This window comes from Salana multivorans (genome assembly GCF_003751805.1).
GTDB lineage: Bacteria > Actinomycetota > Actinomycetes > Actinomycetales > Beutenbergiaceae > Salana > Salana multivorans.
In genome coordinates this window covers 2,382,643-2,403,601 of record NZ_RKHQ01000001.1, presented here as the reverse complement: position 1 = coordinate 2,403,601, position 20,959 = coordinate 2,382,643, and the positions used below count along the sequence as shown (strand labels likewise).

Annotated in this window: 20 protein-coding genes; 6 read left to right on the top strand and 14 right to left on the bottom strand. The window is 73.3% G+C overall.

Annotation, left to right across the window (positions count from 1 at the left end; all coding sequences use genetic code 11):
- Nucleotides 1–106: 106 nt before the first annotated feature.
- The 9 genes from EDD28_RS10330 to EDD28_RS10290 all read right to left on the bottom strand — a co-directional run bounded on the left by EDD28_RS10330 (nucleotide 107) and on the right by EDD28_RS10290 (nucleotide 11,488).
- Nucleotides 107–976 (bottom strand): hypothetical protein, encoded by an 870-nt coding sequence (locus EDD28_RS10330; protein WP_123739528.1) that lies wholly within the window; start codon nucleotides 974–976, stop codon nucleotides 107–109.
- 187 nt (nucleotides 977–1,163) lie between these two features.
- On the bottom strand, nucleotides 1,164–2,468 hold the full coding sequence (locus EDD28_RS10325; protein ID WP_123739527.1) for a thymidine phosphorylase: 1,305 nt from the start codon (nucleotides 2,466–2,468) through the stop codon (nucleotides 1,164–1,166).
- Nucleotides 2,465–2,908, bottom strand: a complete 444-nt coding sequence (locus tag EDD28_RS10320) for a cytidine deaminase (RefSeq protein ID WP_123739526.1) — start codon at nucleotides 2,906–2,908, stop codon at nucleotides 2,465–2,467. Before EDD28_RS10320 ends, EDD28_RS10325 begins: the two co-directional genes overlap by 4 nt.
- Entirely contained in the window at nucleotides 2,898–4,193 is a 1,296-nt protein-coding gene (locus EDD28_RS10315) for an ABC transporter permease (RefSeq protein ID WP_123739525.1), read from the bottom strand. The genes EDD28_RS10320 and EDD28_RS10315 overlap by 11 nt, the downstream gene beginning before the upstream one ends.
- Nucleotides 4,190–5,512 carry an ABC transporter permease gene (locus EDD28_RS10310; protein WP_123739524.1) on the bottom strand — a complete coding sequence of 441 codons (1,323 nt, stop codon included), beginning with the start codon at nucleotides 5,510–5,512 and terminating at the stop codon, nucleotides 4,190–4,192. Before EDD28_RS10310 ends, EDD28_RS10315 begins: the two co-directional genes overlap by 4 nt.
- The gene (locus EDD28_RS10305; protein WP_170169423.1) at nucleotides 5,509–7,368 is read right to left on the bottom strand and encodes an ATP-binding cassette domain-containing protein; all 1,860 of its coding nucleotides are present in this window, start codon (nucleotides 7,366–7,368) and stop codon (nucleotides 5,509–5,511) included. The genes EDD28_RS10310 and EDD28_RS10305 overlap by 4 nt, the downstream gene beginning before the upstream one ends.
- 214 nt (nucleotides 7,369–7,582) lie before the next feature.
- Nucleotides 7,583–8,728: a BMP family lipoprotein gene (locus EDD28_RS10300; protein WP_123739523.1), complete on the bottom strand. Its 1,146-nt coding sequence runs from the start codon at nucleotides 8,726–8,728 to the stop codon at nucleotides 7,583–7,585.
- Between the two features lie 201 nt (nucleotides 8,729–8,929).
- Nucleotides 8,930–10,189, bottom strand: coding sequence for an amidohydrolase (locus EDD28_RS10295; protein WP_425469969.1), 1,260 nt, complete (start codon nucleotides 10,187–10,189; stop codon nucleotides 8,930–8,932).
- Nucleotides 10,190–10,258: 69 nt separating this feature from the next.
- Entirely contained in the window at nucleotides 10,259–11,488 is a 1,230-nt protein-coding gene (locus tag EDD28_RS10290) for a mannose-1-phosphate guanylyltransferase (protein WP_123739522.1), read from the bottom strand.
- Between the two features lie 53 nt (nucleotides 11,489–11,541).
- Between EDD28_RS10290 and sdhC the strand changes: the two genes are divergently transcribed.
- From sdhC to EDD28_RS10270, 4 genes are all read left to right on the top strand, one after another.
- Nucleotides 11,542–11,967, top strand: coding sequence for a succinate dehydrogenase, cytochrome b556 subunit (gene sdhC / locus EDD28_RS10285; protein ID WP_123739521.1), 426 nt, complete (start codon nucleotides 11,542–11,544; stop codon nucleotides 11,965–11,967).
- 1 nt (nucleotide 11,968) lies between these two features.
- Nucleotides 11,969–12,424 (top strand): succinate dehydrogenase hydrophobic membrane anchor subunit, encoded by a 456-nt coding sequence (locus EDD28_RS10280; protein ID WP_123739520.1) that lies wholly within the window; start codon nucleotides 11,969–11,971, stop codon nucleotides 12,422–12,424.
- Between the two features lie 72 nt (nucleotides 12,425–12,496).
- A complete protein-coding gene (sdhA, locus tag EDD28_RS10275; protein ID WP_123739519.1) occupies nucleotides 12,497–14,275 on the top strand; it encodes a succinate dehydrogenase flavoprotein subunit in 1,779 nt (592 codons plus the stop codon).
- On the top strand, nucleotides 14,275–15,042 hold the full coding sequence (locus tag EDD28_RS10270) for a succinate dehydrogenase iron-sulfur subunit (protein ID WP_123739518.1): 768 nt from the start codon (nucleotides 14,275–14,277) through the stop codon (nucleotides 15,040–15,042). The genes sdhA and EDD28_RS10270 overlap by 1 nt, the downstream gene beginning before the upstream one ends.
- A gap of 76 nt (nucleotides 15,043–15,118) precedes the next feature.
- Here EDD28_RS10270 and EDD28_RS10265 read toward each other — a convergent pair whose 3' ends face one another.
- The 5 genes from EDD28_RS10265 to EDD28_RS10245 form a co-directional block, all read right to left on the bottom strand.
- Entirely contained in the window at nucleotides 15,119–16,315 is a 1,197-nt protein-coding gene (locus tag EDD28_RS10265) for a YihY/virulence factor BrkB family protein (protein ID WP_123739517.1), read from the bottom strand.
- A 28-nt stretch (nucleotides 16,316–16,343) separates the two neighbouring features.
- Nucleotides 16,344–16,919 (bottom strand): 2'-5' RNA ligase family protein, encoded by a 576-nt coding sequence (locus EDD28_RS10260; RefSeq protein WP_123739516.1) that lies wholly within the window; start codon nucleotides 16,917–16,919, stop codon nucleotides 16,344–16,346.
- A complete protein-coding gene (trpS, locus tag EDD28_RS10255) occupies nucleotides 16,916–17,935 on the bottom strand; it encodes a tryptophan--tRNA ligase (protein WP_123739515.1) in 1,020 nt (339 codons plus the stop codon). Before trpS ends, EDD28_RS10260 begins: the two co-directional genes overlap by 4 nt.
- Nucleotides 17,936–18,045: 110 nt before the next feature.
- On the bottom strand, nucleotides 18,046–18,780 hold the full coding sequence (locus EDD28_RS10250; protein ID WP_123739514.1) for a hypothetical protein: 735 nt from the start codon (nucleotides 18,778–18,780) through the stop codon (nucleotides 18,046–18,048).
- On the bottom strand, nucleotides 18,777–18,941 hold the full coding sequence (locus tag EDD28_RS10245; protein ID WP_123739513.1) for a ribbon-helix-helix protein, CopG family: 165 nt from the start codon (nucleotides 18,939–18,941) through the stop codon (nucleotides 18,777–18,779). The genes EDD28_RS10250 and EDD28_RS10245 overlap by 4 nt, the downstream gene beginning before the upstream one ends.
- 137 nt (nucleotides 18,942–19,078) lie before the next feature.
- Between EDD28_RS10245 and EDD28_RS10240 the strand changes: the two genes are divergently transcribed.
- Both EDD28_RS10240 and galK read left to right on the top strand, forming a co-directional pair.
- Nucleotides 19,079–19,639, top strand: coding sequence for a YdeI/OmpD-associated family protein (locus EDD28_RS10240; protein ID WP_123740049.1), 561 nt, complete (start codon nucleotides 19,079–19,081; stop codon nucleotides 19,637–19,639).
- A 32-nt stretch (nucleotides 19,640–19,671) separates the two neighbouring features.
- Nucleotides 19,672–20,898, top strand: coding sequence for a galactokinase (gene galK / locus EDD28_RS10235; protein ID WP_245967992.1), 1,227 nt, complete (start codon nucleotides 19,672–19,674; stop codon nucleotides 20,896–20,898).
- Nucleotides 20,899–20,959 lie beyond the last annotated feature (61 nt).

Sequence of the window (20,959 nt, the reverse complement as noted above, 5' to 3'; positions counted from 1 at the left end):
CGGTCGGCGCGGCGTCGACGATGCGACCCCGCCGTTCGAGATGCATCGCGTGCCACGCACGCCCTCGCGGCGTCCCACCCGCTGATCGGCGCTGGCGCCGCGGCGACTAGCGGTAGGCGCTGCGCGGGAGCACGGCCCACACGACGTGGCTCCAGCCGCCGAGCGCCGCGTGGCCGCGGGTCCGGCCGAGCAGCGCGTCGATCGGGACCTGGAAGGTCGACCCGGCCGACGGCTCGAGGATCCGCAGGTCCGACGTCCCGTTCCGGTGCGGGACGGCCAGGACGACGTGCCGCGGGACGGCGGCGGCCGGCGAGCCCCCGCGACCGAGGTCGCCGCCCGTGAACAGCGGGACCGGGATGCCCAGCCGCGTCGCGGCGCGGACGGTGTCGAGGACGACGCGGGTCCGGGCGACGTCGCCGTCGTTCACCGGCGTGTGCGTGTACTCGACGCCGCGGAACCTGGCGACCCGCGCGGCACCCCAGGGCGGGGTGCCGACGGCGCGCGGCCAGTCGAACGGACCGAGCGTGGCGTGCCGCGAGGCGCCGTGCACGGCGCGCTCGGCGACGGCGACCCGGGCCGCGACGTCGTCGAGGGCCAGCTCCTCGCGCGAGAGCCGGGCGAGCTCGGGCGGCGGGACGGGTCCGACCCGCGCGCCGGTCGTGAGCCAGCTCGCGAGCACGGGGTCGCCGGCGGCGGCGAGCAGCAGCAGGCTGAGCGCGCCGCAGGTCACCGGGCTGGTCTGGCGGACGCGGGTGCCGTCCCAGGTCAGGGCGCCGACGCGGCCGCCGCGCAGCGGCGCGAGCGCGAGCCGGCGCTGCACCGGGGTGAGGGCGGCCTCGCGCGGGATCGTCCCCGCCGGCTGGGGCGGGGGCTCGACCGCGCCGGGGTCCGGCAGTCCGCGCTCCCCGACGCCGAGCGCCGTGAGGAGCCCGGTCGCCGCGGTGAGGTTCCAGGTGCTCCGGGTCCGCAGCCGCATCCGTCCACCCTAGGCGCCACGGCGACCGCCGAGGCCACCACCGGGCCGGCTGTTCCACTCGATGAGGCCACCCGGTGGCCACCGGGAACGCCGTGGCCACGCCACGGCCGGTTCGGCCCGACGCGCCCGCACCGTGGCCACCGGAGACGCCGCGGCAACACCGGGCCCCGGACCGCCAGCCCGCGACTCAGGCGATGCGCTCCAGCACGACGCCCGTTGCGCCGTCCCCCGCCGGCCGCGCGACGTCCTCGGGACCACCGACGACGGCCGCGCCGTCCAGCGCCTCGAGCGCGCGCTCGAACCGCTCGGGGGTGTCCGTCCACAGGGTCATGAGCGGCTGGCCGGCGCGCACGGCGCCGCCCGGCTTCGCGTGCAGCTCGATCCCCGCGCCGGCCTGGACCTCGTCCTCGCGCCGCGCGCGCCCGGCGCCCAGGCGCCAGGCCGCGACGCCGACGCCGAGCGCGTCGAGCCGCGTCAGCACGCCGTCGGCCGGCGCCGTCACCACGTGGGACTCCCGACCGACCGGCAGCTCCGCGTCCGCGTCGCCGCCCTGCGCCTCGATCATCCGGCGCCACGCGTCCATCGCGCGGCCGTCGGCGAGCGCGGCCGCCGGGTCGGCGTCGGGGCGTCCGGCGGCGTCGAGCATCTCCCGCGCCAGCGCGAGCGTGAGGTCGACGACGTCGGCGGGGCCGCCACCGGCCAGCACCTCGACCGACTCGCGCACCTCGAGCGCGTTGCCGACCGTGAGCCCGAGCGGCGTCGACATGTCGGTCAGCAGCGCGCGGGTGTCGACACCGGCGTCCGTCCCGAGGTCGACCATCGTCCGGGCCAGCTCGCGCGCGGCGTCGATGTCCTTCATGAAGGCGCCGGAGCCGACCTTGACGTCGAGCACGAGCGACGCCGTGCCCTCCGCGATCTTCTTGCTCATGATCGAGGACGCGATGAGCGGGATCGCCTCCACCGTCCCGGTGACGTCGCGCAGCGCGTACAGCCGGCGGTCGGCGGGCGCGAGCCCGGAGCCGGCCTGGCAGATGACGGCGCCGACGTCCGCGAGCTGCGCCATCATCTCCTCGTTGCTCAGCGCCGCCCGCCAGCCCGGGATGGACTCCAGCTTGTCGAGCGTCCCGCCGGTGTGACCGAGGCCGCGGCCGGAGAGCTGCGGCACCGCGACGTCGAACACCGCGACGAGCGGCGCGAGCGGCAGCGTGATCTTGTCGCCAACGCCCCCGGTCGAGTGCTTGTCCGACGTCGGCCGCGGGAGCGAGGAGAAGTCCATCCGCTCGCCGCTCGCGATCATCGCGGCGGTCCACGAGGCGATCTCGCGGCGGTTCATGCCACGCAGCAGGATCGCCATGGCCAGCGCGGCCATCTGCTCCTCCGCCACCACCTGGCGCACGTAGGCGTCGATGACCCACGCGATCTGCGCGTCCGAGAGCTCGCCCCCGTCGCGCTTGGTCCTGATGACGTCGACGGCGTCGAACGACTCGGTCATGGCTGCTCCAGCTTCTTCCGACTTGTCTCGACGGCCACGAGGTCGTCGGGACCGAACCCGCCCGGCAGGACCTGCGTCATCGGCACGACGCCGGCCCAGGCGGTCTCGACCAGCAGGTCGGGCCCGCCGTGCTCCCACAGGAGCTGGCGGCACCGACCGCACGGCGCGATGACCTCGCCGTCGGCGTTGACACAGGTGAACGCCGCCAGGCGCCCGCCCCCGCCCATGACGAGCGCCGAGACGAGCGAGCACTCGGCGCACAGCGTGACGCCGTAGGCGGCGTTCTCGATGTTGCAGCCGCTGATCAGCCGGCCGTCGGTCGTGAGCGCGGCCGCGCCGACCGGGAAGCCGGAGTACGGGGCGTAGGCGCGCCGCATCGCCGCGGTGGCCTCGGCCCGCAGGGCGTCCCAGTCGACCTCGCGCGAGGGGTCACTTGACATACGGGATGCCCTCGGCGGCCGGTGCGCGCACCTTCCCGGCGAACCCGGCGACGGCGAAGATCGTCACGATGTACGGGATCATCGCGAGGAACTGCGACGGCACGGGCACCTGGAGCGTCGACATGAGCCCCTGCATCTGGCCGGCGAGGCCGAACAGGAGCGCCGCGGCGACGGCGCCCTTCGGGCTCCACCGCCCGAGGATCATCGCGGCCAGGGCGATGAAGCCCTTGCCGGCCGTCATCTCCTTGCCGAACGCGAGGTTCGACGCGACCGTGAAGAAGGCGCCGCCGAGGCCGGCGATCGCCCCACCCAGGAGGGTGTTGCGCCACCGGGTGCGGATGACGTCGATCCCGACCGTGTCGGCGGCCTTCGGGTGCTCGCCCACCGCGCGCAGCCGCAGGCCCCACCGGGAGCGGAAGATCATCACCTGCAGCCCGATGACGATCGCGTACATGAGGTAGACGAGCAGGTTCTGCCGGAACAGCACGGGGCCGATGACGGGGATCTCCGACAGCAGCGGGATGGGCAGCACCGGCAGCCGCATGGGGTCGTTGAGGCCCGGCGTCTCGCGCAGCACGGTCGAGAACAGGAAGCCGGTCAGGCCGACGACGAGCACGTTGAGCACGACGCCGACGATGATCTGGTTGACCTGGTAGGTGATCGAGAACCAGGCGAGCAGCGCGGCGACGGCGACGCCGGCGAGCGGCGCCGCGATGAGCCCCCAGTAGCTCGAGCCGGCGACGGACGCTACGACGGCCGCGGCGAACGCCCCGAACAGGAGCTGGGCCTCGATCGCGATGTTGACGATGCCGACGCGCTCGCACACGACGCCGGAGAGCGCGCCGAACACGAGCGGGGTGGCGAGGAACAGCGTCCCGAACAGGAGCCCCGTGATCGGCACGACCTGCGACTTGCCCGAGCTGATGAGCACGAGCACCGTGAGGAACGCGAACAGACCGGCGAGGCCGACCAGCCACGTCGGGACCTTGCGGCGGCCGAGCGCGTACCAGAACGCGAGCCCGGCGGCCACGGCGACGCCGACGGTGAGGACCCAGGCGGCCGGGGGCCCCGGGATGGCGAGGGGGGCGATCTGGATCGAGTCGGCGTCGGTCGAGATGCGGACCGTCGAGTGCCCCGGACGCGTCGCCCAGGCCATGACGGCCGTGAGCAGCGTCAGGACCGCGAGGACGATCGGCGTCCGGAGACGGACCGGGACCGCGGGAACGGTCGAGGCCGCGACCGGCGCGGGCGCCGGGGCCGCGGGCGGGGTCAGCGTGGTGGTCATGCCGCGGCTCCTGCCTGCTCGGTCGGGACGGTGGCCTGCTTCGCCCGCGTGGGGCGCTTGCCGGAGCCCGGTGCCGGCAGTCGGAAGATCGACCGCACGAGCGGGGGCGCCGCGATGAACAGGACGATGAAGGACTGGAGCACGAGGACGAGGTCGAGCGGCGTCCCGGTGCGCGTCTGCATGAGGCGTCCGCCGGCGGCGAGCGCGCCGAACAGGAGCCCGGCGAGCACGGTGCCGAGCGGCTTGGACCGGCCCAGCAGCGCCACCGTGATGGCGTCGAAGCCGATCGAGCCGACGACGGCGGCGGAGAGCTTGCCCTCGGTCCCCAGCACGAGCGTGCCGCCCGCGAGCCCCGACAGCGCCCCCGAGATCGCCATGGCCGCGACCGTCATGGCCGCGACCGAGATGCCGGCGGTCCGCGCGGCCCGGGCGTTGGAGCCGACGGCGCGCAGCTTGAACCCGAGCGACGAGCGCTCCATGAGCCACCACACGCCGACCGCGATCGCGAGCGCGAGGACGAAGCCCAGGTGCAGCCGGAACGGGTCCGGCAGCAGCTTCGGCAGCATCGCGGTCGACTGGATCGGCTTGGAGACGCCGGGCGTCTTGGAGGCGAAGTACTTCGTGTAGACGAGCCACAGCACGAAGAAGCCGGCGATGTTGTTGAGCATGATCGTGACGATCACCTCGTGCGCGCCGGTGCGCGCCTTGAGGACACCGGCGATGCCGGCCCAGATCGCGCCGCCGGCCGCCGCGCCCAGCAGCGCGACGAGCAGGTGCAGCCCGACGGGCAGGTGGAGCGCGAAGCCCAGCCAGGTCGCGCCGATCGCGCCGAGGATGACCTGGCCCTGACCACCGATGTTGAACAGGCCGGCGCGGAAGCCGAGACCGATCGAGAGACCGGCGAGGATGAGCGGCGTCGCGATCGTGAGCGTCTCGGTGATCGGCCGGATCGCGCGGACGAAGCTGGTCGCGTTCGAGTCGTAGATCGCCCCCTGGAACAGCGCGATGTACGCCTCCGACGCGGCCCGCCAGGCCGCGGCGAAGAAGTCGCTCGGCCGCGCGAAGAAGTAGGAGGCGGTCGCCTGGACCTCGGCGTCGGTCGCGACGATGAGGACGGCGCCGAGCAGGATCGCGAGGACGACGGCCCCGAGCGTGAGCACCCAGGAGGAGCTCATCACCTGGTGCAGGAAGGACTCGGTGCGCGTCTGCTGCGGCGCCTCCGGCTGGCTCCCCCCGGCGAGCGGGGAGTCGCTCACCGGCTCCGGCCCGAGGGGCTCGCCCTCGGGGGCCGCGCCGGGCGAGGATGGCGTGGTCGTCATCGCTGGGTCTCCTCGTCGGTTGCGTTGGTCTGGGCGTCGGCGGCGTGCGCGGCCGAGGTGGCGTCGTCGCCCGGCTCCGGCAGGCCCGGCTCGGGCAGGCCCGGCTCGGGCAGGCCCGCCTCCGGCAGGCCCGCCTCCGGCAGCCCGACGTCCGTCGGGTCGGGGTCCGGCGGGTCGGCGGCGGGTGGGCCGTCGGGCACGTCGTCGACGTCGACGACGACCGCGACCGACTCCTGCGGGGCTCCGACCGGCCAGCCGAACCCGGTGTCCGCCGCCGCGGCGGCCTCCGCCTCGACGGCGGCCTCGAGATCGGCCTGGCCGAGCAGCGTGCGGTGCTCCGACGCCTGGCGCCGGGCCTCCTCCGGGTCCATCCCCGTCATCATGAGACCGAGGACGTCGCGGTCCTCGCCGCCGGGAACGATGCCGACGAGCCGGCCGCCGCACATGACGGCGATCCGGTCGCCGAGCGCGAGCACCTCGTCCAGCTCGGTCGAGACGATGACGACGGCGGCGCCCTTGTCCCGCTCGGAGACGATCCGCTCGTGCAGGAACTCGATCGACCCGACGTCGACGCCGCGCGTCGGCTGGGACGCGACGAGCAGGCTGAGGTCGCGGGACAGCTCGCGGGCGAGCACGACCTTCTGCTGGTTGCCGCCGGACAGCGTGCCGGCCGCGCGCTCGATCGACGTGGTGCGCACGTCGAACTCCTTGACGAGATCCGTGGCGTTGCGGCGCATCCAGCCGACGTCGAGCGCCGCCCCGCGGGAGACCGGCGGGGCGCCGACCCGGTCGAGGACGAGGTTCTCGGTGATCGAGAACTCGCCGACGAGGCCGTCGGTCGAGCGATCCTCCGGCACGTAGCCGAGGCCGGCGTCGAGCCGTTCCCGCACGTCGAGGTCGGCGACGGGCCGGCCGGCGAACGAGATGCTGCCAGCGTCGGGCTTGCGCAGGCCGAGGATCGCCTCGGCGAGCTCGGTCTGGCCGTTGCCCTGGACGCCGGCGACGGCGAGGATCTCGCCGCGCGCGACCGAGAGCGTCACGTCGTCGACGACGGGGACGCCGGTCGAGTCGCGCACGACGAGGCCGGCGACGTCGAGGATGGTCTCGCCCGGCTGCGCCGGTGCGCGGTCGACGCCGAGGCTCACCGACCGGCCGACCATGAGCGAGGCCAGCTCGGTCTCGGGGGCGTCCGGCGTCGCGGTGCCGACGACGCGGCCGAGCCGGATGATCGTGATGGCGTCCGCGACGGCGCGGATCTCCCGCAGCTTGTGGGTGATGAAGAGGATCGCCGTGCCGTTCGCCGCGAGGCGCCGCATGATCTCGATGAGCTCGTCGGTCTCCTGCGGCGTCAGCACCGCGGTCGGCTCGTCGAGGATGAGCAGGCGGGCGTCGCGGGACAGCGCCTTGACGATCTCCACGCGCTGCTGTGCGCCGACGGAGATGTCGCCGACCAGGGCGTCGGGGTCGATCTGGAACCCGAGCGACGATGCCGTGTCCCGGACGAGCGCCCGGGCGCGGTCGGTGGAGATGAGCGGTCCGCCCATCGGCTCCTGGCCGAGGACGACGTTCTCGGTCACGGTGAAGACCGGGACCAGCATGAAGTGCTGGTGGACCATCCCGATCCCGGCGCGCATCGCGTCGCCGGGGCCGGCGAAGTGCTGCGGGACCCCGTCGATGAGGATCTCGCCCTCCTCCGGGGTGTAGAGGCCGTACAGCACGTTCATCAGCGTGCTCTTGCCGGCCCCGTTCTCGCCGAGGATCGCGTGGATCTGTCCCGGCTCGACCACGAGGTCGATGGAGTCGTTGGCGGTGAAGTCGCCGAACCGCTTGGTGATGCCCCGTAGCTCGAGCCGCATCCGCGCTTTCCTTCTGGTCGGTTGGGTCAGGTCGGTCAGGTGTGTCGCAGCGTCACGGACGGGTCCCCGACGGTGACCTAGGACACACATCCTGGCACGCGGGCCCGGTCCGGGCACGCGCCGGGGACGACAGCGGGGCGGGCCGTGGGGCCCGCCCCGCTGGCGACCGCGCGCCGATCTCGGCGCGCGGTCAGCTCATGTCACGCGACCGTCGTCAGGACGGGGTCGAGGGGGACTCGACCTTCAGCTCGCCCGAGATGATCTTCTGCTTGTACTCGTCGATCTTCTGCGTGAGCTCGGCCGGGACCTTGCTCTCGAAGTCGTGCCACGGGGCGATCCCGACGCCGCCGTTCTCCAGCGTGCCGACGTACGGCTCGGCGGAGAAGCTGCCCTCGGAGGAGGCCTTGACGGAGTCGAAGACGGCCTGGCCGATCTCCTTCATCACCGAGGTGAGGATGATGTCGCCGTAGCTCGTGGAGTTGAAGCCGTCGGAGTCGACCCACACCATGGTGCCGTTGGCGGCCTGGAGGGCCGAGGCGGCGCCGAGGCCGACCGGGCCGGCGACGGGCATGACGATGTCGACGCCCTGGTCGAGGAAGCCCTGCGTGGTGTCCTGGCCCTTCGACTGGTCGTCGAAGTCACCCGTGAAGGAGCCCTCCTGGGTGTCCTTGTCCCAGCCGATGAGCTCGACGGCCTTGCCGTTGTCCTCGTTGTACTGCTTGATGCCGTCGGCGAAGCCGTCCATGAAGATGGTGACGGACGGGATCGGCAGACCGCCGAACGTGCCGACCTTGCCGGACTCGGACATGCCGGCGGCGGCGTAGCCCGCGAGGAACGCGGCCTCGGCCGTGTTGAAGAGCAGCGGCTTGACGTTGTCCAGCTCGACCGTGGAGAAGTCGTCGGGGTTGGACAGCGCGGAGTCGATGAGGCCGAAGTGGAGGTCCGGGTTCGCCCGGCCAGCCGCCTGGATCGCCGGCTCGAGCAGGAAGCCGACGCCGATGATGTAGGTGCAGCCGTCGGAGATGAGGCTGTCGATGTTCGGGCCGTACTCGGAGTCGTCGCGCGACTCGATCGCCTTGACCTCGACACCGAGCTCGGAGGCGGCCTTGTCGAGGCCCTCCTTGCCGGACTGGTTGAAGGACTGGTCGTCGAAGCCGCCGGCGTCGGAGACCATGCAGGCCTTGAAGCCCTCGACGGCCTCGCCGCCGCCCGTCTCGGTCTCGCCGCCGTCAGCGGTCTCGGACGCGGTGTCCGTGGGCGTCTCGGAGGAGCCCGAACCGGACTCCGGGGCCGTGCCGCAGGCGGCCAGCGTCAGTGCGACAGCGGCGGCACCCGCCACCGCGATGATCGACTTCTTCACGTGATCTCCTTGTCAGTGGACGGACGACGCGGCACCCCCGGGGTCACCGGGAGGTCAATGCCTCCGCCGTCGTGCCCCCACGCGAGGGGCAGAGAGACAGCGTAGGTCACCCACGTTGCCGGCGTGTCACATTGTGGGACGCCCGCGGAAATCGTGACCAAATCGTGCTGTGGGCGCTAAGGGGCGGCGCGACGACCGGCGTCAGGCCGCCGGGAACGGCCGCGGCGCGGGGCTGCTCCCCGCGACGACGACCGTGCGCGCGAGCATCCGCGCGCCGATCCCGATCGCGCGCTCGTCGATGACGAGGTCCGCGCGGTGCAGGTCCGTGATCGGGGCACCGGGCGTCCGGGCGCCGAGGCGGACCATCGCGCCGGGCACCCGGCGCAGGTACCAGCCGAAGTCCTCGCCGCCGAGCGACTGCTCCGTCAGCGTGACGTTCTCCGACCCGACGACGCCGGCGGCCGCCGCCTCGATGTAGGAGGTGGCCACCTCCTCGTTGACGGTCGGGGGCACGCCGCGCACGTGGTCGACCTCGACCTCGACCCCGTAGGGCGCGACGATCTGCTCGATCGCCGTGTCGAGGACGTGCCCGGCGCGCTCCCACTCCTTGACGTCGAGCACGCGCAGCGTCCCGAGGAGGCTGCCCGACGTCGGGATCGCGTTGGTCGCGTTGCCCGCGTGGACGGCGCCCCAGGTGAGGTTGACGCCGGCGCGCGGGTCCATCCGCCGCCCGAGGACGCCGGCGGCCTGCGCGATGACCTGGCCGAGCGCGTAGACCACGTCGCCCGTCATGTGCGGGCGCGACGTGTGACCGCCCTGCGACCGGAGCGTCACGCGGACCGGGTCCGAGGCCGACGTGATGGACCCGACGCGCGAGCCGATCGTCCCGACCTCGATCTTGGGATCGGCGTGGACGGCGTAGATCTGCTCGACGCCGTCCAGCACGCCCGCCTCGATCGCCGCCTCGGCGCCACCGGGCTGGACCTCCTCGGCGGGCTGGAACACGAGCCGGACGTCGACCGGCAGCAGGCCGTCCCGCGCGAGGTCGGCGAGCGCCAGCCCCGCGCCGAGCACGACGGCGGTGTGGACGTCGTGACCGCAGGCGTGCGAGACACCCGGCCGCGTCGAGGCGAACGGCAGCCCGGTCTCCTCGGTCACCGGCAGGGCGTCGAGGTCGGCGCGCAGCGCGACCGTCCGGTGCCCCGACGGGAGGCCGGCGACGGCCGGCGTCCCGGGCGACGCGGGGATGTCGCAGACGACGCCGGTCGCCCCGAGCATCCGCGGGGCGAGGCCCGCCGCGGCGAGCGTGTCGAGCACGAGCTGGCTCGTGCGGTGCTCGGTCCAGGCGGTCTCGGGGTGGGCGTGGATGTCGCGGCGCAGCGCGACCAGGGAGTCCATGCGGTTCTCGACGGCGGTGTCGACGGCGGTGAAGGCGTGAGCTGGGGTGGAGTCGAGAGGCACGACGGCGAGGTTACTCGCCCGGCCGCCGTCCGCCCCGGCCGGCCGTGGCCGGGCCGGGGCCGCGACGCGTCAGACGAGGTCGTCGCGACCCAGCTCGCGCAGCCGGTCGACGACGCCCTTGACGTCCTGCGCCGCGTCCCGGGACAGGACGAGGATCGCGTCGCCGGTGCGCACGACGGCGACGCCCGGCAGTCCCACGACCGCGATCGCCGGCGCGTCGGGGCCGGGGGCGACGAGCGCGCCCGGGGAGTCGATGACGACGATCGGGGCGCCCGCCCCGTCACCCGGCTCGCCGCTCGACGCGCCCGGCTCGCTCGACGCCAGCACGACGGGCGCCGCCGCGTCGTCCTGCCCAGCGGCGGACAGCAGCCCGGCGAGCGCGTCGACGTCGCCGACGTCGTCCCAGCCGAACGTCCCCGGCACCACGGCGACGCCGCCCTGCGCCGCCACCGGCTCAGCGATCGCGTGGTCGATCGCGATCCGCTCGAGGGTCGGCCAGACGCGGCCGAGCACGTCGTCGCGTCCGGCCGTGTCCCAGGCGGCGGCGATCTCGCGGACGCCGGCGGCCAGCTCGGGGTGCAGCCGCGCGAGGTGGCCGAGCAGCACGTCGGTGCGCACGACGAACATGCCGGCGTTCCACGAGTACCGGCCGGTCGCGAGGTAGCCGGCGGCCGTCTCGGCGTCCGGCTTCTCGACGAACCGCCGCACGCCGAACGCGCCCGGGACCGCGGCCAGCTCCTCGCCGCGCTCGATGTAGCCGAACGCGGTGGACGGGCCGGTCGCCTCGATCCCGACGGTCGTGACGTAGCCCGCGCGCGCCGCCAGCACCGCCGTGCGGACGCAGTCGCGGAACCGGTCGGCGTCGGGCACGACGTGGTCGGCGGCGAACGACGCGACGACCCGCGGGCCGAGCCGCGCCTCGACGACGGCGGCGGCGAGGGCGATGGCCGCCATCGAGTCCCGCGGGCTGGGTTCGGCGAGCAGGTTGGCGACCGGCAGCTCCGGGAGCTGCCCGGCCACGGCCTCGGCGTGCGCGACGCCGGTCACGACGTAGACGCCGCCGTCGCCGGTCAGCGGCAGGAGCCGGTCGACCGTCGCCTGGAGCAGCGTCCGGCCGGAGCCCACGAGGTCGAGGAGGAACTTGGGCCGCGAGCGCCGCGAGAGCGGCCACAGCCGCGTCCCCGCGCCACCCGCCGGGACGATGGCGACGAGCTCCCCGGTCGGGTCGTCGGCCGGTCCGTCGACGCGGTGGAGAGCCGCCGGGGGTGCTGACGTCGTGTCGTCTGCTTCGTCCTTCATAACCCCGAGACTAGAGTGGAGGAGTTCCGATCAGCTCTTGGAGGCTCAGCACCGTGGCCAGCGCTCCCACACTCCCACCCCCGACACCGAGGGCGCAGACGAAAGAGAAGAAGTTCGCGACCCTGTACCGCGGGGGCGAGGGCATGTGGTCCTGGGTGCTGCAGCGCGTCACCGGGATGCTCCTGTTCCTCTTCCTCCTGGTGCACGTGCTCGACACCGCCCTCGTGCGGGTCTCGCCCGAGGTCTACAACGAGGTCATCGGCACGTACAAGACGCCGATCATGGGCATCGGCGAGCTCGGCCTCGTCGCGGCGATCCTGTTCCACGCCTTCAACGGCGTGCGGATCATCCTCGTCGACTTCCTCGCGAAGGGACCGCGCTACCAGCGGGTCATGTTCTGGATCGTCATCGGTGTCGCGGTCGTCCTGTTCCTCGGCTTCGCGCCGCGCCACCTCATGAACGTCTTCGGAGGCCACTGACATGTCCGGCTCCGCACCCGACATCGCGCCGCCGCGGACGCGCCGCACGGCCGGCCTGCGCGGGGACGTCAACCTCGAGCTGTGGGGATGGCTGTTCATGCGCATCTCCGGCGTCGTCCTCATCGTGCTCGTGTTCGGCCACCTCATCGTCAACCTGCTCATCGGCGACGGCGTCCACGCGATCGACTTCGCCTTCGTCGGCGGCAAGTGGAGCTCGCCGTTCTGGCAGGTCTGGGACCTGCTCATGCTCTGGCTCGCGATGATCCACGGCACGAACGGCGTTCGCACGATCATCAACGACTACGCCGAGCGGACCGGCACCCGGATCACGCTCAAGGCGCTGCTCTACCTCGCGTTCGTCGTGACGGTCGTGCTCGGGACGCTCGTCATCTTCACGTTCGACCCGTGCCCGCCGGGCTCACCGGCGGACCTGCTGCCGTCGATCTGCTTCGCCTGAGGCCGAACGCCGACCCCCGAGACCCCGGCCAGTCGCACCACCACCCGTCGCAAGCGGAAGAAGGACAACCCCGTGCAGACGCACACCTACGACGTCGTCATCGTCGGAGCCGGCGGCGCAGGCATGCGCGCGGCGCTCGAGGCCTCCTCGCGCGCGCGCACCGCCGTCGTCACCAAGCTCTACCCGACCCGCTCGCACACCGGAGCCGCCCAGGGCGGGATGTGCGCGGCGCTCGCCAACGTCGAGGACGACAACTGGGAGTGGCACACCTTCGACACGGTCAAGGGCGGTGACTACCTCGTCGACCAGGACGCGGCCGAGATCATGGCCAAGGAGGCCATCGACGCGGTGCTGGACCTGGAGAAGATGGGCCTGCCGTTCAACCGCACGCCCGAGGGCCGGATCGACCAGCGCCGGTTCGGCGGCCACACCCGCAACCACGGCGAGGCCCCGGTGCGCCGCGCCTGCTACGCGGCCGACCGCACCGGTCACATGATCCTGCAGACGCTCTACCAGCAGTGCGTCAAGCAGGACGTGGAGTTCTTCAACGAGTTCTACGTCCTCGACCTGCTGCTCACCGGCGACCCGCGCACGGACGACGACGTGCGGGCGGCCGGCGTCGTCGCCTACGAGCTGGCGACGGGCGAGCTGCACGTCATCCGCGCCAAGTCGGTGGTGTTCGCGACCGGCGGCGCCGGCAAGATCTACAAGACGACCTCGAACGCGCACACGCTCACGGGTGACGGCATGGCCGTCGCCTACCGGCGCGGGCTGCCGCTGGAGGACATGGAGTTCTTCCAGTTCCACCCGACCGGCCTTGCTGGCCTCGGCATCCTGCTGTCCGAGGCCGCGCGCGGTGAGGGCGCGATCCTCCGCAACGCCTCCGGCGAGCGGTTCATGGAGCGCTACGCGCCGACCATCAAGGACCTGGCGCCGCGCGACATCGTCGCCCGCTCCATGGCGAACGAGGTCCGCGAGGGCCGCGGCGCCGGCCCGCACAAGGACTACGTGCTGCTCGACCTCACGCACCTCGAGCCGGCGCACATCGACGCCAAGCTCCCGGACATCACGGAGTTCGCGCGGACCTACCTCGGCGTCGAGCCGTACACCGAGCCGGTGCCCGTGTACCCGACCGCGCACTACGCGATGGGGGGCATCCCGACGAACGTCACGACGAACGTGCTGCGCTCCAACACCGAGATGGTGCCGGGGCTGTTCGCGGCCGGCGAGTGCGCGTGCGTGTCCGTCCACGGGTCCAACCGGCTCGGGACGAACTCGCTGCTCGACATCAACGTCTTCGGCAAGCGCGCGGGGATCGCGGCGGCCGAGCACGCGGTCTCCAGCGACCTGCCCGAGCTGCCCGACGGCGACCCGGTCGCGTTCGTCGAGGAGCAGCTCGCCGCGCTGCGCGCGGGCAGCGGGGACGACAACGTCGCCGCGATCCGGCGCGAGCTCCAGGCGACGATGGACGCCAACGCCCAGGTGTTCCGGACGAAGGAGTCGCTCACGCGCTGCCTCGCGGACGTTGAGGCGCTGCGCGCCCGCGCCCGCAACGTCGGGGTGTCGGACAAGGGCAGCTCCTACAACACCGAGCTGGTCGAGGCGTTCGAGCTGGGCTTCCTGCTCGACATCGCCGAGGCCGTCGTGGTCGGCGCGCTGGCCCGCGAGGAGTCGCGCGGCGGGCACTTCCGCGAGGACTTCCCCGACCGCGACGACGCCGGCTTCATGAAGCACACGATGGCCTACCTCGACGTGCACGGCGACGGCGAGGTCAGCTTCGACTCGCGCGTGGTGCTGGACTACAAGCCGGTCACCGTGACGCGCTACCAGCCGATGGAGAGGAAGTACTGATGACGGCGACTGTGACCGAGCGCTCGGCTGCCGGGGACGCGATCGGCGAGATCCCGTCCTTCACGGTCACCCTGCGGATCGAGCGGTTCGACCCGGACACGCCGAGCCCCACCCCGTACTCGCAGGACTTCACGCTCACGATGCACGGGACGGACCGCGTGCTCGACGCGCTCCACAAGATCAAGTGGGACCTCGACGGGTCGCTCACGTTCCGCCGCTCCTGCGCGCACGGCATCTGCGGGTCGGACGCCATGCGGATCAACGGCCGCAACCGGCTGGCCTGCAAGACGCTGCTCAAGGACCTCGACCTGTCGAAGCCGATCACGGTCGAGCCGATCAAGGGCCTGCCCGTGAAGAAGGACCTCATCGTCGACATGGAGCCGTTCTTCGCCTCCTACCGCGAGGTGATGCCGTTCCTCATCACGACGGGCAACGCCCCCACGCGCGAGCGCCTGCAGTCCGCCGAGCAGCGCGAGCGGTTCGACGACACGACGAAGTGCATCCTCTGCGCGTGCTGCACGACGTCGTGCCCGGTGTTCTGGGCCGACGGGCAGTACTTCGGGCCGGCGGCGATCGTCAACGCGCACAGGTTCATCTTCGACAGCCGCGACGAGGGCGGGACGCAGCGGCTCAGCATCCTCAACGACAAGGAGGGCGTGTGGCGCTGCCGCACGACCTTCAACTGCACCGACGCCTGCCCGCGCGGCATCGAGGTCACCAAGGCGATCGCCGAGGTCAAGCGCGCCATCGTGACGCGCACGTACTGACCGGGGAAGTCGGGGGGCTGGTCTCCCCGGCACCGCCGGTGGCCGTGGCGCCCGCCGGGACCACCACGGCGCCGCGTCAGTCGGGCCGCTGGTCCTCCGCGCGGTCCGCGCGCACGTCGCGGGCGGCCCGGCGCGCCGCCCGCAGGGCGCGCCGCCGCGACCACCACGAGTCCGGCCGCTCGAGCGCGGCATCCAGTGCCGCCTGCAGCTCGCGACGCTGGAGCGTCCGCTCGCGCTCCGTGTCCTCGCGCTCGACCCGGGTCGCCTCGCTCGGCAGCACGGCACCGGTGCGCGGGTCGTGGTCCCAGGTGAGCGTCGCCGGGACGGAGACCGTCACGTAGTTCGGGCGCTGCCGCGCGTGGAGCTCTTCGGGACGCACGCTCGAGTGCTCCGGCGCCGGCGGGTTGGCCGTCCACGCGGCGACGTAGAGCGTGATCCGGGCCACGAGGTTGATCCACAGCAGCAGCGTCACCAGCGCGGCGAACGACGCCAGGAGCGGGTTCCCCCTCGCCCCGCCGACCACGCTCGTCCCGAGCAGCCGCACGAGGCCGCCGATCGCGGCACCCATCATCGCCCCGGCCCACAGGTCCCGCGTCGGCGGCCGGGCACCGGCGAGCAGCCGCATGATCGCCGCGAACACGAGCGTGTCGACGACGAACGCGCCGAGCAGGCCGAGCCCTCGCACGAGCAGCGCGCCGACCCCGGCCTCGAGCCCGAGCTGCGCCGTCACCCAGGCCCCCGCCGTCCCCGCGGCGACGGTGAGCGCGGCCGTGACGAGGACGGCGAGCGCCAGCACGACGAAGCCCGACAGGTCGCGCAGCTTGGCGACGACGGCGTTCCCGGCCGGCGCGACGACGCCGAACATCGCCCGCACCGCCATCCCGAGCGACCCCATGACGGCGAGCCCGGACAGGAGCAGCGTCACCACCGCGACGACGCTCGTCACCGTCAGGCCGCTGTCGAGGATGAGCTGGTCGGGCGTGAGCAGCCCGTCGTTGCCGCCGTTCTCGATGATGCCCGGCAGGGCGCGGTCGATGGCGTCGACGACGGCGTCGCGCAGCTCGACGTTGTCCCCGAGCAGCCGCATGAAGACGGTGAACGCGAGCGTGAGCACGGCGAACGTCGAGAACAGCCCGGCGTAGGCGATCCCCCCGGCCAGCAGGGCGCCGTTGACGGCGCCGTAGCGCGCGTTCATCCGGCCGACGCGCGTCCTGTTGAACCACGCCACGACCGCCTGGACCCGTTCGACGACGGTAGCGACCCATGCCTTCATGCCGATGACCTCACCCTCACCTCGACGTCTACGTCGACCGGCCGCGCCGACCGGTCAGCTCGAATCGTCGAATCGTGTGCCAGATCCCGTCGGGACCCAGCTCGTACAGCACGAACTCCGTCACCTCGAACGCCGCGTGGAACCGGGACAGGGCGTCCTCGGCCGCGTCGAGCCGCTCGTCCGTGACGTCCTGCGCCACGGTGACGTGCGGGTGGTAGGCGAACCGGAGCTCCTGCTCCAGCGGGCCCCGGCGGGCCTCGGCCTGGAGCGCCTCGCACTGCTGGCCGCCCTCCGCGAGCGCCGCGTAGACCACCTGCGTCGTCGGGCGGAAGGTCCCCGAGCCGGCGAGGACCACCGGGAACGGCGCGACCGCCCGGGCGGCCCGGGCGAGCTGGGCCTCCACGTCGGTGAGGTCGTAGCTCGGCAGCAGCGTCGGCGGGACGAGCGTGATGTGCGGGCCGATGATCTCGACGGGCGGCGCGCCCTCGACCCACTCGCGCAGCTCGCGCAGCGCGTTCGCGTGCGGCTCGGGGACCTCGATGGCCACACCGACGCTCGTCCCTCCCGCGAACGGGGAGAGGAACGAGAGCGTCTCGGAGCTCATCGCGCCGGCACCAGGCCGACGGCGTCGTAGACCCTCGCGAGGGTCTCGCGGGCGATCGCCCGCGCCTTCTGCGCCCCGACGGCGAGGATCTCGTCGAGCTCGTCCGGCCGCGCGAGCAGCTCCCCGACCCGCTCGCGGATCGGGCCGAGCGCGGCCTCGACGACGTCGACGACGGCCACCTTGAGGTGGCCGTACATCTTGCCGTCGAACTCGGCGACCAGCTCGTCGATCGGCACCCCGGACAGGGCCGAGTGGATCGACAGGAGGTTGGAGACGCCCGGCTTGGCCACGGGGTCGAACGCGATCACCGTGTCGGCGTCCGTCACGGCGGACTTGATCCGCTTCGCCACGACCTTCGGCGGGTCCAGCAGCTCGATGAGGCCGGACGGGTTGCCGGACTTGCTCATCTTCGCGGTCGGCTCGGCCAGGTCGTAGATCTTGGCGGTGGCCTTGACGATGTACGGCTCGGGCACCGTGACGAGCTCCGTCCCCTCCGGCGCGTACCGGGAGTTGAGCCGCTGCGCCAGGTTGCGGGAGAGCTCGAGGTGCTGACGCTGGTCCTCCCCCACGGGCACGAGGTCGGCGTCGTAGAGCAGGATGTCGGCCGCCATGAGCACCGGGTAGGTGAACAGCCCGACCGTCGTGCCGTCCGTGCCCTGCTTCGCCGACTTGTCCTTGAACTGCGTCATCCGCGAGGCCTCGCCGAAGCCCGTGAGGCAGCCGAGGACCCAGGTCAGCTCGGCGTGCTCGGGCACGTGCGACTGGACGAACAGGATCGAGCGCTCGGGGTCGACGCCCGCGGCCAGGTACTGCGCCGCCGTCACGCGGGTGCGGGCCCGCAGCGCGGCCGGGTCGGGCGAGACCGTGAGGGCGTGGAGGTCGACGACCGAGTAGATCGCGTCGTGCGTGTCCTGGAGCTGGACCCACTGCCGCAGCGCGCCGAGGTAGTTGCCGAGGTGGAGCGAGTCCGCGGTGGGCTGCATCCCTGAGAACACACGGGGACGAGATGAGGTCATCCGCTCATCCTTCCAGGTGCCGCGGGCAGGCCCAAAGAAGGGAGCGCCCGCTCGGCAACGGGCGACGATGAGGCGCGATCCGGGGCGATCGGGTGGAGGACGGACGGGGGTCAGACGGCGTGGACGAGGACGCGCTGCCCGTCGGCGTCGACCGTCACGAGGTGCGACCCGACCTCGTCGTCGACGACGTGACCGGCGTCGAGCCCCGCGTCCCGCAGCCGGTCCTGGATCTCGGCGAGCGGCCGCGTCGTCACGAGGCCGAGCGTGACCGCACCGCCGAGCTCGGCGCCGGGCAGCTCGGGGGCGCCGTCGGTCGTGTGCAGGCCGAGGGTGCCGCGGCCGGCGGAGTACGGGACGTACCAGGGGTTCTCCTCGCCCAGCCGGGCGAGTCCGAGCGCGGCCGCGAAGGCCCCGTACGGTCCGGCCGGGTCCGTGAAGCGGCACAGGGCGAGGCCGGTCTCGGGGTCCGGCGTCCCGGGCACGGGCCGCGAGCCGTACCGGTCGCCGTCGTCGTTGAACGTCACGACCTCACCGAGCGGGTCGACCACCTCGACCGTCCGCCCGTAGGCCTCGTCGACGATGGTGGCCTCGAAGCCGGCCTCGGCGAGCTGGTCGCGCAGGGCGTCCGGGTCACCGACGAGACCGGTGAGCTGGGTGCAGCCGACGGGCGCCCCCTGGGTGCTGCCGGCCGCGCTGTGCAGCCACACCTGGCCGGCCCCCGAGGCCAGGACGACCATGCCCGGCCCCCAGCTCACGACGGGCGCGAGCCCCATCGCCTCGAGGTAGTGCTGCATCGCCGGGAGGTCGTCGGTGAAGCGGATCGCTGCGAGGGTCAGGTCGGTCATCGGTCGCTCTCCTGTCGGGTGAGGTACTCGGTCAGCGCGCGCTCGACGAGCGCGGACAGGCTGAGGTCCACGTCGATGGCGTGGTGCTTGACGCGCGTGATGAGATCGCGCGGCAGGTAGACGTTCATCTGCGCCTTGGCGGCGCCCGCGGGCTGGATCATGCAAGGATGCTAGCAATCTTGCACGTAGCGCGCAAGGCCTACCCTGGGGACGACGCGCCGAGAGCGCCGGGGGCCGGCGAACGGACCGACGGCCGCGATCGACGGGGACGACGGAGGCTGGAGTGGAGCGGGAGCAGATGAGGAGCACGGACGACGCACCGGCGACGGACGCGACGATCACGGCCGACGGACGCGTCGAGGTCATCGGCGACCGCGCGATCGTGCGCCTGCCCGCCGACGCGAGCTCCGCACTGCCGTCGCGCGGACAGGTCGCGGCGCAGGTGCGCGTGGACGGGCGAGCCATCAGGACCGTGCTGGAGCCCGACGGCCGGCGCGGCCACTGGCTCGGCCTGGACGCGAACCTCGTGCGCGAGCTCACGCTGACGGCCGGCGACCGCGTCGAGCTGGCGATCGCGCCCGTCCGCCAGTGGCCGGAGCCGGACGTCCCGGACGACCTGCGCTCCGCCCTCGACGACGCCCCTGACCTGGCCGGGACCTGGAGCGACATCACGCCGATGGCCCGCTGGGAGTGGGTCCGGTGGGTCAGCGCCACGCGAAGCCCGGCGACGCGCGAACGACGGGTCGAGGTCAGCATCGACAAGCTGCGCTCCGGCAAGCGCCGGCCGTGCTGCTTCGACCTCTCCTCGTGCACGGACCCGGAGCTGTCGCGCGGCGGCCGCCTCGTCGATCCCGCCTGAGCCGAGCCCGCCTCGATGGCAGAATCGACCTCGTGACGACGACGCCGGGCTCCCCCGTGTTCACCCTCCTTCCCGCCTGGTCGGCCCACGAGGGCGCCGAGCGGGTCCGCACACTCTTCGAGGCGACCTTCGGTGCGCCCGCGACCGGCGTGTGGTCGGCCCCCGGCCGGGTCAACCTCATCGGGGAGCACACCGACTACAACGGCGGGCTCTGCCTGCCGATCGCGCTCGAGCACCGCTGCTACGCCGCGCTGTCCCGGCGCACGGACACCCTCGTCCGGCTCGTCTCCGCCCAGGGCGACGGCGAGGTCTGGGAGATCGATCTTGCCGACGTCTCGCCCGGGGCCGTCACCGGCTGGGGCGCCTACGTCGCCGGGGTCGCCTGGGCGCTGCGCGAGGCCGGTCACGACGTCACCGGCTTCGAGGGCGCGGTCGACTCCTGCGTCCCGTTCGGCGCCGGCCTGTCCTCCTCCGCCTCGCTCGAGGCAGCGTTCGCGATCGCCATCGACGACATCGCCGGCCTCGGCCTCGGCGCGGACGACGCCGGCCGCTCGACGCTCGTCGCGGCCTGCGTCCGGGCCGAGAACGAGATCGCCGGGGCGGCCACCGGCGGGATGGACCAGGCGGCGTCGCTCCGCGCACGGGACGGCTACGCCCTCGCGCTGGACTGCCTCGACGGCAGCGTCCACCACGAGCCGTTCGACCCGGCCGGGTACGAGCTCCTCGTCATCGACACGCGCGCGCCCCACGAGCTCAACGACGGCCAGTACGCCTCGCGGCGCGCGACGTGCGACGCGGCCGCCGAGGTGCTCGGCGTTGCCACCCTGCGGGAGTGGCTGGACGCCGGCACCGACCTCGAGACCTCGCTCGCGGCCGCCCTCGGCCGGCTGGTCGACGACACGACGCGACGGCGCGTGCGGCACGTCCTGACGGAGATCGACCGGACCCGGGCGGCGTTCGCCGCGATGCAGGCGGGCGACTGGGGAACGTTCGGCCTGCTCATGGACGCCTCGCACGCCTCGCTCCGCGACGACTACGAGGTCACCGTTCGCGAGCTCGACCTCGCCGTCGAGGCGGCGCGCACGGCGGGCGCGATCGGGGCCCGGATGACGGGCGGCGGGTTCGGCGGCTCGGCCATCGCGCTCGTCCCGGCTGGCACGTCGGCGGCCGTCGCCACCGCCGTCGTCGGGGCCTTCGTCGCCGCCGGCCTGCGCGAGCCCGCGTTCCTCACCTCGCGCGCCGCCGGCCCCGCGGCCTGACGCCTCGCGGTCCGGCGTCCCGCGCGTCGGCCCCACCGTTCGACGCGGGCGGAGGCGGCCG

Coding starts and splice junctions, on each gene's coding strand:
- EDD28_RS10330 (WP_123739528.1), bottom strand. CDS start 976: ATGCGGCTGCGGACCCGGAGCACCTGGAACCTCACCGCGGCGACCGGG.
- EDD28_RS10325 (WP_123739527.1), bottom strand. CDS start 2,468: ATGACCGAGTCGTTCGACGCCGTCGACGTCATCAGGACCAAGCGCGAC.
- EDD28_RS10320 (WP_123739526.1), bottom strand. CDS start 2,908: ATGTCAAGTGACCCCTCGCGCGAGGTCGACTGGGACGCCCTGCGGGCC.
- EDD28_RS10315 (WP_123739525.1), bottom strand. CDS start 4,193: ATGACCACCACGCTGACCCCGCCCGCGGCCCCGGCGCCCGCGCCGGTC.
- EDD28_RS10310 (WP_123739524.1), bottom strand. CDS start 5,512: ATGACGACCACGCCATCCTCGCCCGGCGCGGCCCCCGAGGGCGAGCCC.
- EDD28_RS10305 (WP_170169423.1), bottom strand. CDS start 7,368: ATGCGGCTCGAGCTACGGGGCATCACCAAGCGGTTCGGCGACTTCACC.
- EDD28_RS10290 (WP_123739522.1), bottom strand. CDS start 11,488: ATGAAGGACGAAGCAGACGACACGACGTCAGCACCCCCGGCGGCTCTC.
- EDD28_RS10280 (WP_123739520.1), top strand. CDS start 11,969: ATGTCCGGCTCCGCACCCGACATCGCGCCGCCGCGGACGCGCCGCACG.
- EDD28_RS10270 (WP_123739518.1), top strand. CDS start 14,275: ATGACGGCGACTGTGACCGAGCGCTCGGCTGCCGGGGACGCGATCGGC.
- EDD28_RS10265 (WP_123739517.1), bottom strand. CDS start 16,315: ATGAAGGCATGGGTCGCTACCGTCGTCGAACGGGTCCAGGCGGTCGTG.
- EDD28_RS10260 (WP_123739516.1), bottom strand. CDS start 16,919: ATGAGCTCCGAGACGCTCTCGTTCCTCTCCCCGTTCGCGGGAGGGACG.
- trpS (WP_123739515.1), bottom strand. CDS start 17,935: ATGACCTCATCTCGTCCCCGTGTGTTCTCAGGGATGCAGCCCACCGCG.
- EDD28_RS10250 (WP_123739514.1), bottom strand. CDS start 18,780: ATGACCGACCTGACCCTCGCAGCGATCCGCTTCACCGACGACCTCCCG.
- EDD28_RS10245 (WP_123739513.1), bottom strand. CDS start 18,941: ATGATCCAGCCCGCGGGCGCCGCCAAGGCGCAGATGAACGTCTACCTG.
- EDD28_RS10240 (WP_123740049.1), top strand. CDS start 19,079: ATGAGGAGCACGGACGACGCACCGGCGACGGACGCGACGATCACGGCC.